Origin of the sequence: Clostridium paridis (genome assembly GCF_016765615.1) — a bacterium.
Classification (GTDB): Bacteria; Bacillota; Clostridia; order Clostridiales; family Clostridiaceae; genus Clostridium_T; species Clostridium_T paridis.
In genome coordinates this window covers 353,593-366,265 of sequence record NZ_JAESWA010000022.1, presented here as the reverse complement: position 1 = coordinate 366,265, position 12,673 = coordinate 353,593, and the positions used below count along the sequence as shown (strand labels likewise).

General features: G+C 29.8%; 18 protein-coding genes. 15 read left to right on the top strand and 3 right to left on the bottom strand.

What is annotated here, in order from left to right:
* Both JK634_RS09530 and JK634_RS09525 read right to left on the bottom strand, forming a co-directional pair.
* The gene (locus tag JK634_RS09530) at positions 1–240 is read right to left on the bottom strand and encodes a hypothetical protein (RefSeq protein WP_202767414.1); all 240 of its coding nucleotides are present in this window, start codon (positions 238–240) and stop codon (positions 1–3) included.
* 191 nt (positions 241–431) lie between these two features.
* Positions 432–944, bottom strand: a complete 513-nt coding sequence (locus JK634_RS09525) for an ECF transporter S component (RefSeq protein ID WP_202767413.1) — start codon at positions 942–944, stop codon at positions 432–434.
* Positions 945–1,143: 199 nt separating this feature from the next.
* Here JK634_RS09525 and JK634_RS09520 point away from each other — a divergent pair, with 199 nt between their 5' ends.
* The 6 genes from JK634_RS09520 to JK634_RS09495 all read left to right on the top strand — a co-directional run bounded on the left by JK634_RS09520 (position 1,144) and on the right by JK634_RS09495 (position 6,825).
* Positions 1,144–1,842 carry an ABC transporter ATP-binding protein gene (locus tag JK634_RS09520; RefSeq protein ID WP_202767412.1) on the top strand — a complete coding sequence of 233 codons (699 nt, stop codon included), beginning with the start codon at positions 1,144–1,146 and terminating at the stop codon, positions 1,840–1,842.
* The gene (locus JK634_RS09515; RefSeq protein ID WP_202767411.1) at positions 1,843–3,423 is read left to right on the top strand and encodes a putative ABC exporter domain-containing protein; all 1,581 of its coding nucleotides are present in this window, start codon (positions 1,843–1,845) and stop codon (positions 3,421–3,423) included. It begins immediately after the preceding gene.
* 82 nt (positions 3,424–3,505) lie between these two features.
* A complete protein-coding gene (locus JK634_RS09510) occupies positions 3,506–3,913 on the top strand; it encodes a HutP family protein (protein ID WP_202767410.1) in 408 nt (135 codons plus the stop codon).
* A 239-nt stretch (positions 3,914–4,152) separates the two neighbouring features.
* Positions 4,153–5,139 (top strand): ABC transporter substrate-binding protein, encoded by a 987-nt coding sequence (locus tag JK634_RS09505; RefSeq protein WP_202767409.1) that lies wholly within the window; start codon positions 4,153–4,155, stop codon positions 5,137–5,139.
* On the top strand, positions 5,139–6,056 hold the full coding sequence (locus JK634_RS09500; protein WP_202767408.1) for an ABC transporter permease: 918 nt from the start codon (positions 5,139–5,141) through the stop codon (positions 6,054–6,056). The genes JK634_RS09505 and JK634_RS09500 overlap by 1 nt, the downstream gene beginning before the upstream one ends.
* Positions 6,031–6,825 (top strand): ABC transporter ATP-binding protein, encoded by a 795-nt coding sequence (locus JK634_RS09495; RefSeq protein WP_202767407.1) that lies wholly within the window; start codon positions 6,031–6,033, stop codon positions 6,823–6,825. Before JK634_RS09500 ends, JK634_RS09495 begins: the two co-directional genes overlap by 26 nt.
* 64 nt (positions 6,826–6,889) lie before the next feature.
* Here the strand turns inward: JK634_RS09495 and JK634_RS09490 are convergent, their stop codons facing one another.
* On the bottom strand, positions 6,890–7,258 hold the full coding sequence (locus tag JK634_RS09490) for a hypothetical protein (protein WP_202767406.1): 369 nt from the start codon (positions 7,256–7,258) through the stop codon (positions 6,890–6,892).
* A 163-nt stretch (positions 7,259–7,421) separates the two neighbouring features.
* Here JK634_RS09490 and JK634_RS09485 point away from each other — a divergent pair, with 163 nt between their 5' ends.
* The 9 genes from JK634_RS09485 to JK634_RS09440 are packed head-to-tail and all read left to right on the top strand — an operon-like array spanning position 7,422 to position 12,669.
* Positions 7,422–7,880 carry a hypothetical protein gene (locus tag JK634_RS09485; protein ID WP_202767405.1) on the top strand — a complete coding sequence of 153 codons (459 nt, stop codon included), beginning with the start codon at positions 7,422–7,424 and terminating at the stop codon, positions 7,878–7,880.
* Positions 7,881–7,906: 26 nt separating this feature from the next.
* Positions 7,907–8,320 carry a hypothetical protein gene (locus tag JK634_RS09480; RefSeq protein WP_202767404.1) on the top strand — a complete coding sequence of 138 codons (414 nt, stop codon included), beginning with the start codon at positions 7,907–7,909 and terminating at the stop codon, positions 8,318–8,320.
* Positions 8,321–8,330: 10 nt separating this feature from the next.
* On the top strand, positions 8,331–8,834 hold the full coding sequence (locus JK634_RS09475) for a flavodoxin family protein (protein WP_202767403.1): 504 nt from the start codon (positions 8,331–8,333) through the stop codon (positions 8,832–8,834).
* On the top strand, positions 8,831–9,382 hold the full coding sequence (locus tag JK634_RS09470) for a GNAT family N-acetyltransferase (protein WP_207753614.1): 552 nt from the start codon (positions 8,831–8,833) through the stop codon (positions 9,380–9,382). The genes JK634_RS09475 and JK634_RS09470 overlap by 4 nt, the downstream gene beginning before the upstream one ends.
* Entirely contained in the window at positions 9,363–10,124 is a 762-nt protein-coding gene (locus JK634_RS09465; protein WP_202767402.1) for a GNAT family N-acetyltransferase, read from the top strand. Before JK634_RS09470 ends, JK634_RS09465 begins: the two co-directional genes overlap by 20 nt.
* 36 nt (positions 10,125–10,160) lie before the next feature.
* Complete coding sequence (locus JK634_RS09460) at positions 10,161–10,658, top strand: P-loop NTPase family protein (protein WP_202767401.1); 498 nt, start codon at positions 10,161–10,163, stop codon at positions 10,656–10,658.
* Between the two features lie 31 nt (positions 10,659–10,689).
* Positions 10,690–11,517, top strand: a complete 828-nt coding sequence (locus tag JK634_RS20650; protein WP_338031224.1) for an NUDIX domain-containing protein — start codon at positions 10,690–10,692, stop codon at positions 11,515–11,517.
* A 26-nt stretch (positions 11,518–11,543) separates the two neighbouring features.
* The gene (locus JK634_RS09445) at positions 11,544–12,314 is read left to right on the top strand and encodes a methyltransferase domain-containing protein (RefSeq protein ID WP_202767400.1); all 771 of its coding nucleotides are present in this window, start codon (positions 11,544–11,546) and stop codon (positions 12,312–12,314) included.
* 40 nt (positions 12,315–12,354) lie between these two features.
* Positions 12,355–12,669: a TIGR04104 family putative zinc finger protein gene (locus JK634_RS09440; protein WP_202767399.1), complete on the top strand. Its 315-nt coding sequence runs from the start codon at positions 12,355–12,357 to the stop codon at positions 12,667–12,669.
* Positions 12,670–12,673: the final 4 nt, after the last annotated feature.

The window sequence follows — 12,673 nt, the reverse complement described above, 5'->3', positions numbered from 1 at the left end:
TTATTTTTTTTCTCTTCTCTTTTTACTTGATTGATAGAAATAGTATGCTCCTATAGGTATAATTAAAACACCAGCAGTAATTTGATTTATGTAACCTAGATCATACAGCGCCATTAATGCTAACAATTCAAGCAATGGTGCTAAAGAAAGCTTTAAAAAATCGTCTTTACTTTTCTTTCCTTTATAAACATTGTAAGCATCAAATAATAGAAGTGCTACAAGAATCACGTATACTAACATCATTAGTTCCCCTTTTCTAAGTAATAACAGGTTGATTATAACATAAATAAAGTAAATTAACCAATAGGACAAAATAAAATAGTAACAAAATGTCTAAAAATATGGGATTAACATAAGAGAATAAATAAATAAAAAAACAGAAGTTTTAATACTTCTGTTTTGATATGTATTAGTATATTTATTAATTTACATTATGCAACATTTTCTTTTTTACCATCTAAATTCAATACTGAACCTTTAGAAAGTGCTTTAGCTAAGGCCATTGAAATTACACCGTCAACACAGTGATGAATAACAGAACCAACACCAACAACAACTAGTACTTTAAATACTGTAAATCCAAATGGAATTACCGCAATAGCTTCAAGCGCGCCGTGGATTGGTGCAGTAATTAAAATAACATATTTGAATGGAACCTTTTTCTTAACTAAGTATGCACCGACACCACCTACAACTGTGTGCATTAAAGCTCTTGCAGCTATAACTAATGGTGAAGTTATAAAGAAACCAATAGCAGAACCGAATCCAACTGCTATTGCAACTGGTGGACTAATTAACATTGCAATAAATAATGGAACATGAGAAGCAATAGTAGCTGTGAATGGACCAATTATAACCTTTAAAAATCCAAAGTATAAAGGAATTATAATAGATATTGCTATAAGTAGTGCTGCATAAATCATATTTTTTATTCTAGATTGCATAGTAATCCTCCTATAATTCAAGTGTATATACATCAGTATACAAGTTGTCTTTGGATTTGTAAATACCCTATTTAAATATGGCAAAAACTATAAATATTTACTAAAAAAGTAGCAAGTGTGATATAATGACACTATGTAAATTATAGGAAATAAGTAGAAGTATTTTAATAACAAGTTATAGTATTTTTGGAGGTATAAGATGATTGAGATTAACAACATAACAAAGAAATACGGTAAGTTTATAGCAATTAAAAATATTGATTTTAAGGTTAATGAAGGGGAGATTGCAGTTCTAGTTGGACCAAATGGAGCTGGAAAGTCAACAATAATTAAATCAATTGCCGGACTTTTGAGATACGAAGGAAAAATAACCATATGCGGAAAAAATAATAAAACTATAGAGGGAAAAAGACTGTTTAATTACGTACCTGAAATTCCTTCAATGTATCCATTACTAACTGTAGATGAACATTTGCATTTTATTGCTAAAGCTTACGGCATATCAAATTATAAAGAACATGCTGAGATGTTATTAGAAAAATTTGATATGACAGATAAGAGGAAAAAGTTGGGACAAGAGTTATCTAAAGGGATGCAACAAAAAGTAAGTATAATGTGTGCATTATTAACTAATCCTAAAGTAATTTTATTTGACGAGCCATTAATAGGTTTAGATCCAAAAGCTATTAAAGAACTAAAAAAACACTTGCTTGAATTAAAAAATCAAGGTGTGACTATCATAGTCAGCACTCACTTACTAGATAGTGTTGAAGAGTTATGGGATAGAATAATATTAATGAAGAATGGAGAAATTGTTTTATCAAAATCTAAAAATGAATTCCAATTGGAGAAGGAAAGTTTAGAAGACATATTCTTTGAGTTTACGGAGGGGAACTAAATGAAGGCATTAATATATTTATTAAGAAAATCTCTCATTAACTTCATTTTAGATTTAAGGAAGAAACCTTCAAAGCTAATACCTATGATTATAATTGTGGGATTTCTAATATTTACTTTTGTTGTTTCAGCTAAAGGAGGGAGTAGGAATATCCCTAGTAATATATCAGCTAAATATATAGTAGCTTTTGGTACAATAGGCTTAATTGGAATTTTACTCCTAGCATTAATTAACGGGCTAAATAAAAGGTCATCGCATTTTTACATGAGTGATGTAAATTTTGCATTTACTGCCCCAATAAGACCACAAAATATGTTGATTTATGAATTTATAAAAAGCATATCTTCTACGTTGTTTTTCATGGTGTTCTTATTATATCAAATACCCAATTTAAGAGTTAATTTAGGTATAACTGGTGCCGGAATAGTAGGACTATTAGTTACAATAGGATTATTTTTTATTACAGTAACAGTAATATCTATTTTCTTATATAGTCTTTGTTCTATTTATCCAAGCCTTAAAAACATATTGTCATATCTATTTAAGGGAATTGCAGTTGCCATAGTTTTATTCACAGGAATAAAAATACTACCGGATAAATCTAAAGCGTTAGAAATAGTAGTTGGAATATATAATAATGAGATTATTAATTATATACCTTTAGTTGGATGGTATAAGGGTATGATATATGAATCTATAGTGGGTATTAACAGTATATTCTTCGTATATTTGACACTAAATATCTTATTAATCGGAGTTGTATTAACTATACTTTATAATATGAAACTTGATTATTATGAGGACGTATTAGATGATGCTCAGCTTAAAGAAGATGCGTTAAAATTAAAAACCAAGCAAATAAATGCGAAGGAATTCCAATATGGTAGAAAAGGTAAAAGAAAGATAAGAAAAATAAGTTCAGAATATACCGCTTCCTATGGAAAGGCTATTTTCTATAGACATCTTTTAGAATATAGAAAAACTGGTTTCGGGGTTATAAATTTATATACAGGATTTATGGTTATATGTGCGTTTATTTTCGGGAAGTTTATGCATGTTGGTGAAATAACTCCATTACTATATTTTTATGCTTATCTTTCAGCTATAAGTTCCTTTGGAACAAAGATTCATACTGAAATGTCAAAACCATATATATTTTTAATTCCGGATACTCAAGAAAGCAAGGTGTTTTGGGCAACACTAGCATCTTCTTTTAAATTTCTTGTTGATGGAACATTGAGTTTCCTACTTGCAGGTGTGTTGTTACGTGCAAATCCTATTGAAATAGTATTATGTATAGCAGTTTACGTATCATTTGGATTTGTATTTATTTATGGAGGTGTACTCAACTATAGATTATTTGGGAGTTTAGCGTCTAACTCTCTAAAGGGAATTTTAATGATGGTAAGTATATTTGTATATATTTTACCAGGAATAATTGCTGCAGTAGTAATATCAAACACTCTTAATTTTTTAGGTCACTATGCTATATATTGTTCATTCTTAATTTGGAATATATTAGTTTCTTTTATTATTATCCAATTTGCTAAAGGTGTACTTAATAATTGTGAATTAGAATAAAGAAAAAGAGTCAAAAGTACTAATCTAAAATCATAATTTCTGATATACTAACATTAGTACATCAGAAGAAAAGAGGGTTAATATGGATAGTGTACAAGTAGCAAAGTTTGCTACAAGAATGGCTATTTCAGCTAGAGATGAAGAAGGAAAGTTAAGAGAAGAATTTGAAAAGTTAGGAGCAAAAGTTTGTGCAGTTGATATTGGAGGAAATATTAACAGCTCAATACAAAAAATATTAGAAAGAGCTTTAGTTGCCTCAAAAAGATGTGGGCTAATAAGAGATGAACATCTGCATGAAGGGGCAGTAATAGGGGCGTGTAGAGATGCTATAATGGAGGTATCTGCAAAGGCAAGCAGTCAAAATATTGGTGGAAAAATTGGTATAGCAACTGCAGGTGAACATTTAAGTGTCTGTATATTTTTGAGTATAGGATTGCTTCATTTAAATGAAGTTGTAATTGGACTTGGACATAGAGCAATACCAAGGTAATATAAATTTTATTAAGAATAATAGAATGTAAATTTTGGAAGAAATAATGCCCATAATGTAAGAAATTATGGGCATTATTTTATTTACAAAAAGTGTGAAGTATGATAATATATTTTAAATGATATATTATCAATAAATAGGTAGTTATGTTGTATTGTTTAGTAGAATTTGTAGCAAATTATTGATAAATATTAATTATAACTTTGTTTTATTTGTAAAATTAAAAAGGAGATGGAAGTATGGTAGGAAAGAAGAAAATTGCTCTAATTTTATGCTCATTATTGGCAGTTACATCACTAGTTGCCTGTGGCAAAAAAGAAGAAGCAAAAAAGAAAATTGGAATCACACAAATAGTTGCACATCCAGCATTGGATTCTGCTAGAAAGGGTTTTTTAGATGCTCTTAAAGAAAAAGGGTATGAAGACGGTAAAAATATAACCGTTGATTATCAGAATGCTCAAGGAGATATCTCAACGGCCAATACCATTGCACAAGGATTTGTAAGCGATAAAAAAGATTTAATCTTAGCTATTGCAACACCAACAGCGCAAGCAGCGTATAACTCAACTAAGGATATTCCAATTGTTTTTACAGCAGTTACAGACCCTGTAGATGCTGGGTTAGTTAAAGATGTTAAAAAACCTGGTACAAACGTTACAGGAACATCAGATTATGTTTCAATTGGTGACCAGATTAAATATTTAAAGAAGATACTCCCAAATGCAAAAACTGTAGGAGTTATATATAACACTTCAGAAGCTAATTCAATGGTTCAAGTAAAAACCTTGAAGGAAGAAGCAGCAAAAGTTGGACTAACTGTTAAAGAAGCAGGGGTTACAAGTGTAAATGATATTGATCAAAGTTTGAATTCAATTTTAGGTTCTATTGATGTACTTTATACACCAACAGATAATACTATTGCTTCCTCTTATGATTTAGTAGGAAAAAGATGTCTAGAGAAGAAGGTTCCTATATTTGGAGCAGAATCAGCAGTAGTAGAAAAAGGTGGACTAGTTACAGCTGGAATTGATTATTATGAATTAGGTAAACAAGCTGGTTATAAAGCTGCGGATATTTTAGGTGGTAAAAAGCCACAAGATATAGAAGTTGGATACTTGACTGATTTAAAAGTTACAATAAATACTGATGCTGCTAAGAAATTAGGAATAACAATACCAGATGATATTTTAAAGGATGCTGAAAAGGTAACTGGAGGCGTTAATTAATGTCTTTAGCACTTAATGTATTAGAACAAGGATTTTTATTTTCCCTTGTATCAATTGGTGTTTATATAACATACAAAATATTGGATTTCCCTGATATGTCCGTTGATGGGTCATTCCCTTTAGGTGCTGCAGTTTGTGCAGCACTTTTATCAAGGGGAATGGATCCAATATTATCTGTATTTATAGCCTTAGCAGCAGGAGCAGTAGCAGGATTTTTTACGGGTATATTACACGTTAAATTAAAAATAGACAGTTTACTTTCAGGTATACTTATAATGATAAGTCTCTATTCTATGAATTTAAGAATTATGGGAAAATCAAATATTCCACTTTTTACTTTCAAGAATATTTTTAAGGAAAAAGAGCTTATGATTGGAGATTTAAATTTTGCCCCAATTATAATTATCTTGATTTTTGTAATTGTAGCAAAACTAGCAATTGACCTTTTCTTAAAAACAAAAAGAGGGTTTTTATTAATTGCAACTGGAGATAATGAGCAAGTCGTTACTTCATTAGGAATAAATTCAGACAATGTAAAAATATTGGCCCTTATGATTTCTAATGCCTTGGTAGCATTAGCAGGAGCATTAACGGCTCAATATCAAGGGTTCTCAGATGTTGGTATGGGGACAGGTACAGTAGTTATGGGGTTAGCATCTGTAATTATTGGTGTATCAGTACTTAAAAAGGTGAGTTTTATTAAGATAACTACCTTAGCTATCTTTGGAGCTATCGTTTATAAATCTGTGGTTGCTATAGCACTACAGGTAGGTTTATCACCAAATGATTTAAAGTTAGTTACAGCTTTAATTGTTATTATTGCATTAACTATTAATAATAAAGGTTTGATTTTTAAAAGAAAAAAATCAATGAAAGGTGGTGCCGTTCTGAATGTTAGCAGTCAAGAATCTATATAAGATTTTTAATAAGAATACTGTAAATGAACACAGTGTATTCGAAAACTTTAACTTTGAAGTAAATGAAGGAGATTTTGTAGCTATAATAGGATCTAATGGCGCTGGTAAGAGTACTCTTTTGAACCTAGTTGGTGGAAGTTTAGATGGAGATTCGGGTTCTATTATAATTGATAATAAGGAAATGATTAATTTCCCTGAATATAAAAGGTCAAAGCTTATTGGAAGGGTTTATCAAAGTCCTTCAATGGGTGTATCACCTAACATGACAATTCTTGAAAATTTGTCTATGGCAGATAATAAGGGTAGAAAGTTTGGATTAACTTTTGCTATAGATAAAAAAAGAGAAGGATATTTCAAAGAACTTCTTAAGAAAGTAAACTTAGGACTTGAGGATAAACTCCATACCAAGGTAGGGCTTTTGTCAGGAGGCCAAAGACAAGCATTAACATTATTAATGGCTGTTATGTCAAATCCAAAGCTGTTATTATTAGATGAGCATACAGCAGCATTAGATCCTAAAACCTCTGAAAAAATTATGGAGATAACAAGAGATATAGTTAAAGAAAAAGGAATTACTACATTAATGGTTACTCATAATTTAAATCATGCTATTTCTTCAGGTAATAGACTTATCATGATGCACGAAGGTAATGTGGTTATAGATGTTGAAGGAGAAGAAAAAGCATCCTTAGATACAGATAAGTTAATTGGTTTATTTGAAAAAGTTCATCTTAAGGATGGCCTTAGTGATAGAACTTTGTTTAGTTAATTAAATTGCAATTATAAAACCCCAAAAGGTTAATGCCTTTTGGGGTTTGTTTTATAATTAAAATTTAAATAATGAAGTTTAAGATAATTGAAAGTGCTCCACCAATAATCAAAGCGATCATGCTTATTCCAAAGCTAATTGTTGTTTTAATATTATAATTGTTTTTTTCTTTCTTTGTTACTTCAAGATTTACATTACTTGCATATTGAGAATTAACTTGTCCTAGAGATTGAAGAGATAAGCCCATTGGATTTCCACCAATTGAGGATAATACACCTATTATAATTAATAGAATTCCCTCCATAAAAAGAATATCTTTAAAGTTATAGTTTGTAAATTTCATAATTAATAAGCCAACACCAATGGTAATAATAAACCATACTATACCAGCTAAAGCACACTTTAATAATTGCTTAGAATTTATAAATTTCATATTGAACACCCCAATTTATATAATTTAACTTATTATATAATATTAAAAACCATATTTCAATATTTAACAAGGAATATTTAGTTGTTTATGTTAAAAATTTGAATTAAGGCAGTAATTTATATATAATTTAAATAAGTGTTTTATAAATAAGGGGATGTATATTATGATCAAAATAAAGCCACATCACTTCTTAGATATTATCAAGTTGTATGGTAAAGGAATTGACAAATTTGTTCCAGATGAGATATATAAACATAGTTTTTACTCTGTAGCTAATGAAATAATTAAGAATCATCAGGCCATAGTTCAAATAACAGTAAACGAAGATGATATTTGTAGAACTTGCAAGTGCATAAATGAAAAAGGATTATGTACAGATAAAATAAACCATATTGAAGTTATAAATTCAAAGGATGAATGGAATAAAATATTAGACAAAAGGATTATTGAATATGCAGGCTTGCAAGAAGAAAGTGAATATTTAGCTCATGATTTTTGTACAATATTATATTTAATAAGAGAAAACATTAAAGATATATGGAGAGAGGAAACAGAAGATTTAAGGAATCAGAGATATGAAAACTTTTGTATAGGTGCTAAAAAATATTTAGAAATATTATAACATTTATTTATAATGGGGGCGTATTTATGAGAGAACGTAAATGTGAAATTATTGCATATTTGAAATCAGATGTTAAATCAGTTTGGGATGTAGTTACTAACAATAGAGATTTTAAGTGGAGAAGTGACATTGAAGGAATAGAAATATTTAATGAAGGTAAGGAGTTCATTGAATACAATAAAAAAGGAACCTCAACTAAATTTAAAATAACAAAGAAGAGGGAATTTAAAGAGTATGAATTTAATATGGAAAACAAAATGTTTACAGGTTTTTGGACAGGCTATTTCTTTGAAGTTGAAAATGGTGGAACGAAGATAATTTTTAAGGAAAATATATTTATAAAAAATCCAATAATAGCATTATTGTCATATATATTTATGAATTTAAATAAGATTCAGGGCATATATGTATCCGATTTAAAAAAGAAATTAGGCGAATAGGAGGTTATATATGAAAATATCAATTATTTATCATAGTAAAACAGGAAGAACAAAAAGAATAGCTGAAATAATAAGTGAAGGAATAAAGGAAAATAAAGATTTTCAAGTAAAGTTAATGAACTTAGATGAAATTGATTATGGCTTTCTTACGGAAAGTAAGGGAGTTGTTTTCGGAACACCTACTTATTATGCTAATATTTCTTGGCAAATGAAAAAATGGTTTGATGAATCTTGGAATTGTAATTTAGAAGGGAAAATAGGAGCAGTGTTTGCAACAGGAGACTACCTTGGAGGCGGATCAGATGCGGCCTTGCTTACACTAATTAATCATATGATGGTTAAAGGTATGCTAGTATATTCAGGAGGCTCAGCTTTAGGACAACCTTATATACATATGGGGATTGTGGCTTTAAAGGATTTGGATGCTGATTTGATTAAAAAAACAAAGATATTTGGAAACAGAATAGCCTCAAAAGCTTTGGAATTATTTGGGGATGGGGATGAAGTATTATGAAGCTTGAATTAATGAATAAGGAAGATTTTTGTAAAATAGTGGAATGGAATAAAGATAAATCAGCTGACTTTTTACTACAATGGGCAGGTCCATCCTATATTTATCCAATAACTATTGCACAAATAGAAGACCATTATTTTAACGAAGTGCAAAAGGAACACTCAAATACATTTATATATAAAATAATTGGGGACGAGGATGTAGTAATTGGTACCGTTGAGCTTAGAGAAAAAGATAAAGTAAATAAGATAGGAAGAGTATGTAGGTTTTTAATTGGAGAAGAAAAAGCTAGGGGAAAAGGATTTGGAGCAAAAGTATTAAATGAAGTTTTGAGAATTGGCTTTGAAGAAATCGGTTATGAAAAAATAACACTGGGTGTATTTGACTTTAACATTGGTGCAATAAAATGTTATGAAAAAGTAGGATTAAAAAAAGGAAAGCTAGTAGAAAACTCTAGGAAAGCATCTAATGGATATTGGAATTCATACGATATGGGAATAACAAAGAAAGAGTGGGTAGAAAAATTAGATGCAAGAAGGTATAGATAAATCTAAGATTCTGGAAATAGTGAGAAAACAATTATCAATAGATATGAATTGCAATACAGAAGATTTCGATAAAGGAGAAATAGTATTTAGTGAATCAAAATTAAATAAAGGGAGAAGAATGTTTGATAGACAATCTCCTTTTCTTGAAATTGCAACAATGGGGAAAAGTGTTGTTGTCACGGCAGATAGAGATATATTAGTAAAAATAAAACCGTTATTGGAAAATAAAACAAGAGAGGATATCTTCGTAGCTCCATTTATATTTGGGCATTCACTTTATTATATTCCAGATTGCAAAAGGCTAAAAAAATTACCTCTGCCTAATGGTTTTGAGTTTTGCTTAAAAGAAGGGAAGGAAATACATGAATTGTATAAAATTTTAGGTTTCGAAAATGCACTTCAATATGACATAAATCATCCACGTCCAGATGTAATTGCATTATATGCAACGTGTGGGAGTGAAATTGTAGCAATGGCTGGCGCATCAGCAGATAGTAACTTAATGTGGCAAATAGGCATTGATGTGATACCTAAGTTTAGAAATAAAGGACTTGCAACAAGTTTAGTAAGCAATCTTGCAATAATGATTATGGAACAAGGGGTAGTACCTTATTATGGAGCAGCTTCGTCAAATATTGCTTCACAATCCGTTGCATATAGGAGTGGATTTACACCGACATGGATGTGCACATATAAGAATACATTTGATGGGACAGCACCATATGACGGAAATATTAAGTGAAGACAACATCAAAATCAGAATGGAAGATGAGATAGTATGAGTAAAATTTATGTTATTGGAATTGTAGCTAGTGGCAAAACAACATTATCTAAAAAACTATCAAGAGAATTGAAAATTCCTCATTATGAAGTGGATTGTATAGTATGGCACGAAACAGATACAGAAAGATATAAAAGAACACCAGATAAACAGGTAGAGCTTATTAAAGATATTGATAAGGTTGGAGAGTGGATTATAGAGGGAACTTATAGAAGTAGCTGTCACTGTCTACTTGATATGGCAGATTCTATAATATTTTTAGATCCTCCACTTTGGATAAGGAAATATCGTATTTTATTACGTTTTATAAAGCAACAATTAAAAATAGAAAAATGTCACTACAAGTCTGATTTCAATATGTTACGTAAAATGTATATGTGGACAAGAGACTTTGAGGATAAAAGATATGAATTTGAAAAAATGCTTAATAACTATAAAGATAAGTTAGTGATAATTAATAATGCCAAGAAATTAGATATTAATAAAATAATCTAAGAAAATTTTTAGGAATGAATCGGGGTAAAAAATGATAAAAGTTAATTTTTATGATTTAAATATCATTGAAGATAGTAAGTTGAAATTTGCTGTAATAATGGCAAGATTTAAAGGAAGCTGGATTTATGTAAAACATAAAGATAGATGCACTTGGGAGATACCAGGAGGACATAGAGAAGAAAATGAAGATATTATTAATAATGCTTCAAGAGAATTATATGAAGAAACTGGTGCGAAGAAGTTTGAGATAACACCTGTATGCATATATTCAGTAGAGCGAGATGAAGCAAGTGATTATACTGAATCCTTTGGGGAATTATTTTATGCTAAAATTGATGAAATTGATAAACTCCCTGAATTTGAGATAGAGGAAATTAAATTATTTAGTGATATACCAGAAGAATTAACGTATCCTTTAATCCAACCATCTCTACATAAAATGGTAATAGAATTTATTGAAAAAAATGATATGAAGAGTCATGATAACATGCTTAATTATTATAAAGAGGAATTAAAGTGGAACCCACCATTTGCTGATGTATTATCTAAATATTCTCCTAAGGGATTAGAAGGATATTTAACTATGCGTGAATCAGTGGAAGAGGGACATCTACCTAAAAAGACTAGAGAATTAATTTTTACAATATTAGATAGTTTAGATGATGAAGTAACGGGTGCTAAAGCTCATGCTGTTGCAGCAATTGAGGCAGGATTAACAATGGAAGAATTGGTAGAGGCATTTATGATTGTTACTATGGTAAAGGGAATCAATGTCTTATGCAAATCAGGAATAGAAGCAATTAATGCTGCTGAAAGTAGATATAAAGAAATGAGCACAGTAACAGAAAGTAGTAAATAAGAAGTTATAAAATTGGGGGCGACATTATGGGGGATTGGAATTCAAATCAGTATTTAATGTTTAAAAATGAAAGAACACAGCCAGCAATTGATTTAGTTAATAGAATTATGGTTAATAATCCTAGAAAAATTATCGATATAGGTTGTGGTCCAGGTAATAGTACGAAAGTTTTAAAAGAAAGATTTCCTGATTCATATATTTTGGGAATTGATAGTTCTTCAAATATGATAGAGGCAGCAAAAAGAGATTATCCAGAAATAGATTTTAAAATATGTGATGCAAGTAAAGGTTTATCAAACCTTGGTGATGATTTTGATATTGTGTTTTCTAATGCATGTATACAATGGATTCCTAATCATAATGAACTTTTAAGAAATCTTTTTGGGTTGCTTAAAAAAGGCGGTGTATTAGCAGTACAAACACCAATGAATTATAAAGAGCCAATTCATAACATAATTGAAGAGGTATCAGGAAATAAAAAGTGGAAAGACGAATTTGAAAATCATAGAATTTTCTACAATTTAATGCAAGGAGAATATTTTGATTTATTATCAGAAATCTCTTCTGAATTTTCAATTTGGGAAACTATATACTTTCATAACTTGAAATCTCATAAGGAGATAATAAAGTGGTATAGGGCAACTGGATTAAGACCATACTTAGACGAACTCTCAGGAGATAAGAAAGAAGCTTTTGAGAAGGATGTTTATGATAGAGTAGTTGAGGAATATCCAAGTCAAAGAAATGGAAATATAATTTTTAGATTTCCAAGGTTCTTTTTTATAGCACGAAAATAGATTTAAACAAAAACTATTTAACAATAAAGGAGTGGTCTATTTGGTAGTACAAAAATGCAAAAAATGTTCCAAGGAATTTCCACGAAAAGATATTGTAAAATCAGTTTGGTCCTGGAGTGGTTATAAACCTATAGTATGTGAGGGTTGCAATAGCGTACATTATGTTAATATTACAACAAGATTATTACTTGGTGTTTATATATCAGCTCCACTATTCAGTATGACTTTTATTTTTGCAAACAATAATTTTTTTTTAAGGATTCCATTTGAGGTATATATAATGGCATTTATTTTATGGATAGCTCTGATACCTTATTTAATTCCGCATTTTGCAAGATATCATATTAAAGAGTAAAGGA

Coding starts and splice junctions, on each gene's coding strand:
- JK634_RS09530 (WP_202767414.1), bottom strand. CDS start 240: ATGTTAGTATACGTGATTCTTGTAGCACTTCTATTATTTGATGCTTAC.
- JK634_RS09525 (WP_202767413.1), bottom strand. CDS start 944: ATGCAATCTAGAATAAAAAATATGATTTATGCAGCACTACTTATAGCA.
- JK634_RS09520 (WP_202767412.1), top strand. CDS start 1,144: ATGATTGAGATTAACAACATAACAAAGAAATACGGTAAGTTTATAGCA.
- JK634_RS09515 (WP_202767411.1), top strand. CDS start 1,843: ATGAAGGCATTAATATATTTATTAAGAAAATCTCTCATTAACTTCATT.
- JK634_RS09510 (WP_202767410.1), top strand. CDS start 3,506: ATGGATAGTGTACAAGTAGCAAAGTTTGCTACAAGAATGGCTATTTCA.
- JK634_RS09505 (WP_202767409.1), top strand. CDS start 4,153: ATGGTAGGAAAGAAGAAAATTGCTCTAATTTTATGCTCATTATTGGCA.
- JK634_RS09500 (WP_202767408.1), top strand. CDS start 5,139: ATGTCTTTAGCACTTAATGTATTAGAACAAGGATTTTTATTTTCCCTT.
- JK634_RS09495 (WP_202767407.1), top strand. CDS start 6,031: ATGTTAGCAGTCAAGAATCTATATAAGATTTTTAATAAGAATACTGTA.
- JK634_RS09490 (WP_202767406.1), bottom strand. CDS start 7,258: ATGAAATTTATAAATTCTAAGCAATTATTAAAGTGTGCTTTAGCTGGT.
- JK634_RS09485 (WP_202767405.1), top strand. CDS start 7,422: ATGATCAAAATAAAGCCACATCACTTCTTAGATATTATCAAGTTGTAT.
- JK634_RS09480 (WP_202767404.1), top strand. CDS start 7,907: ATGAGAGAACGTAAATGTGAAATTATTGCATATTTGAAATCAGATGTT.
- JK634_RS09475 (WP_202767403.1), top strand. CDS start 8,331: ATGAAAATATCAATTATTTATCATAGTAAAACAGGAAGAACAAAAAGA.
- JK634_RS09470 (WP_207753614.1), top strand. CDS start 8,831: ATGAAGCTTGAATTAATGAATAAGGAAGATTTTTGTAAAATAGTGGAA.
- JK634_RS09465 (WP_202767402.1), top strand. CDS start 9,363: ATGCAAGAAGGTATAGATAAATCTAAGATTCTGGAAATAGTGAGAAAA.
- JK634_RS09460 (WP_202767401.1), top strand. CDS start 10,161: ATGAGTAAAATTTATGTTATTGGAATTGTAGCTAGTGGCAAAACAACA.
- JK634_RS20650 (WP_338031224.1), top strand. CDS start 10,690: ATGATAAAAGTTAATTTTTATGATTTAAATATCATTGAAGATAGTAAG.
- JK634_RS09445 (WP_202767400.1), top strand. CDS start 11,544: ATGGGGGATTGGAATTCAAATCAGTATTTAATGTTTAAAAATGAAAGA.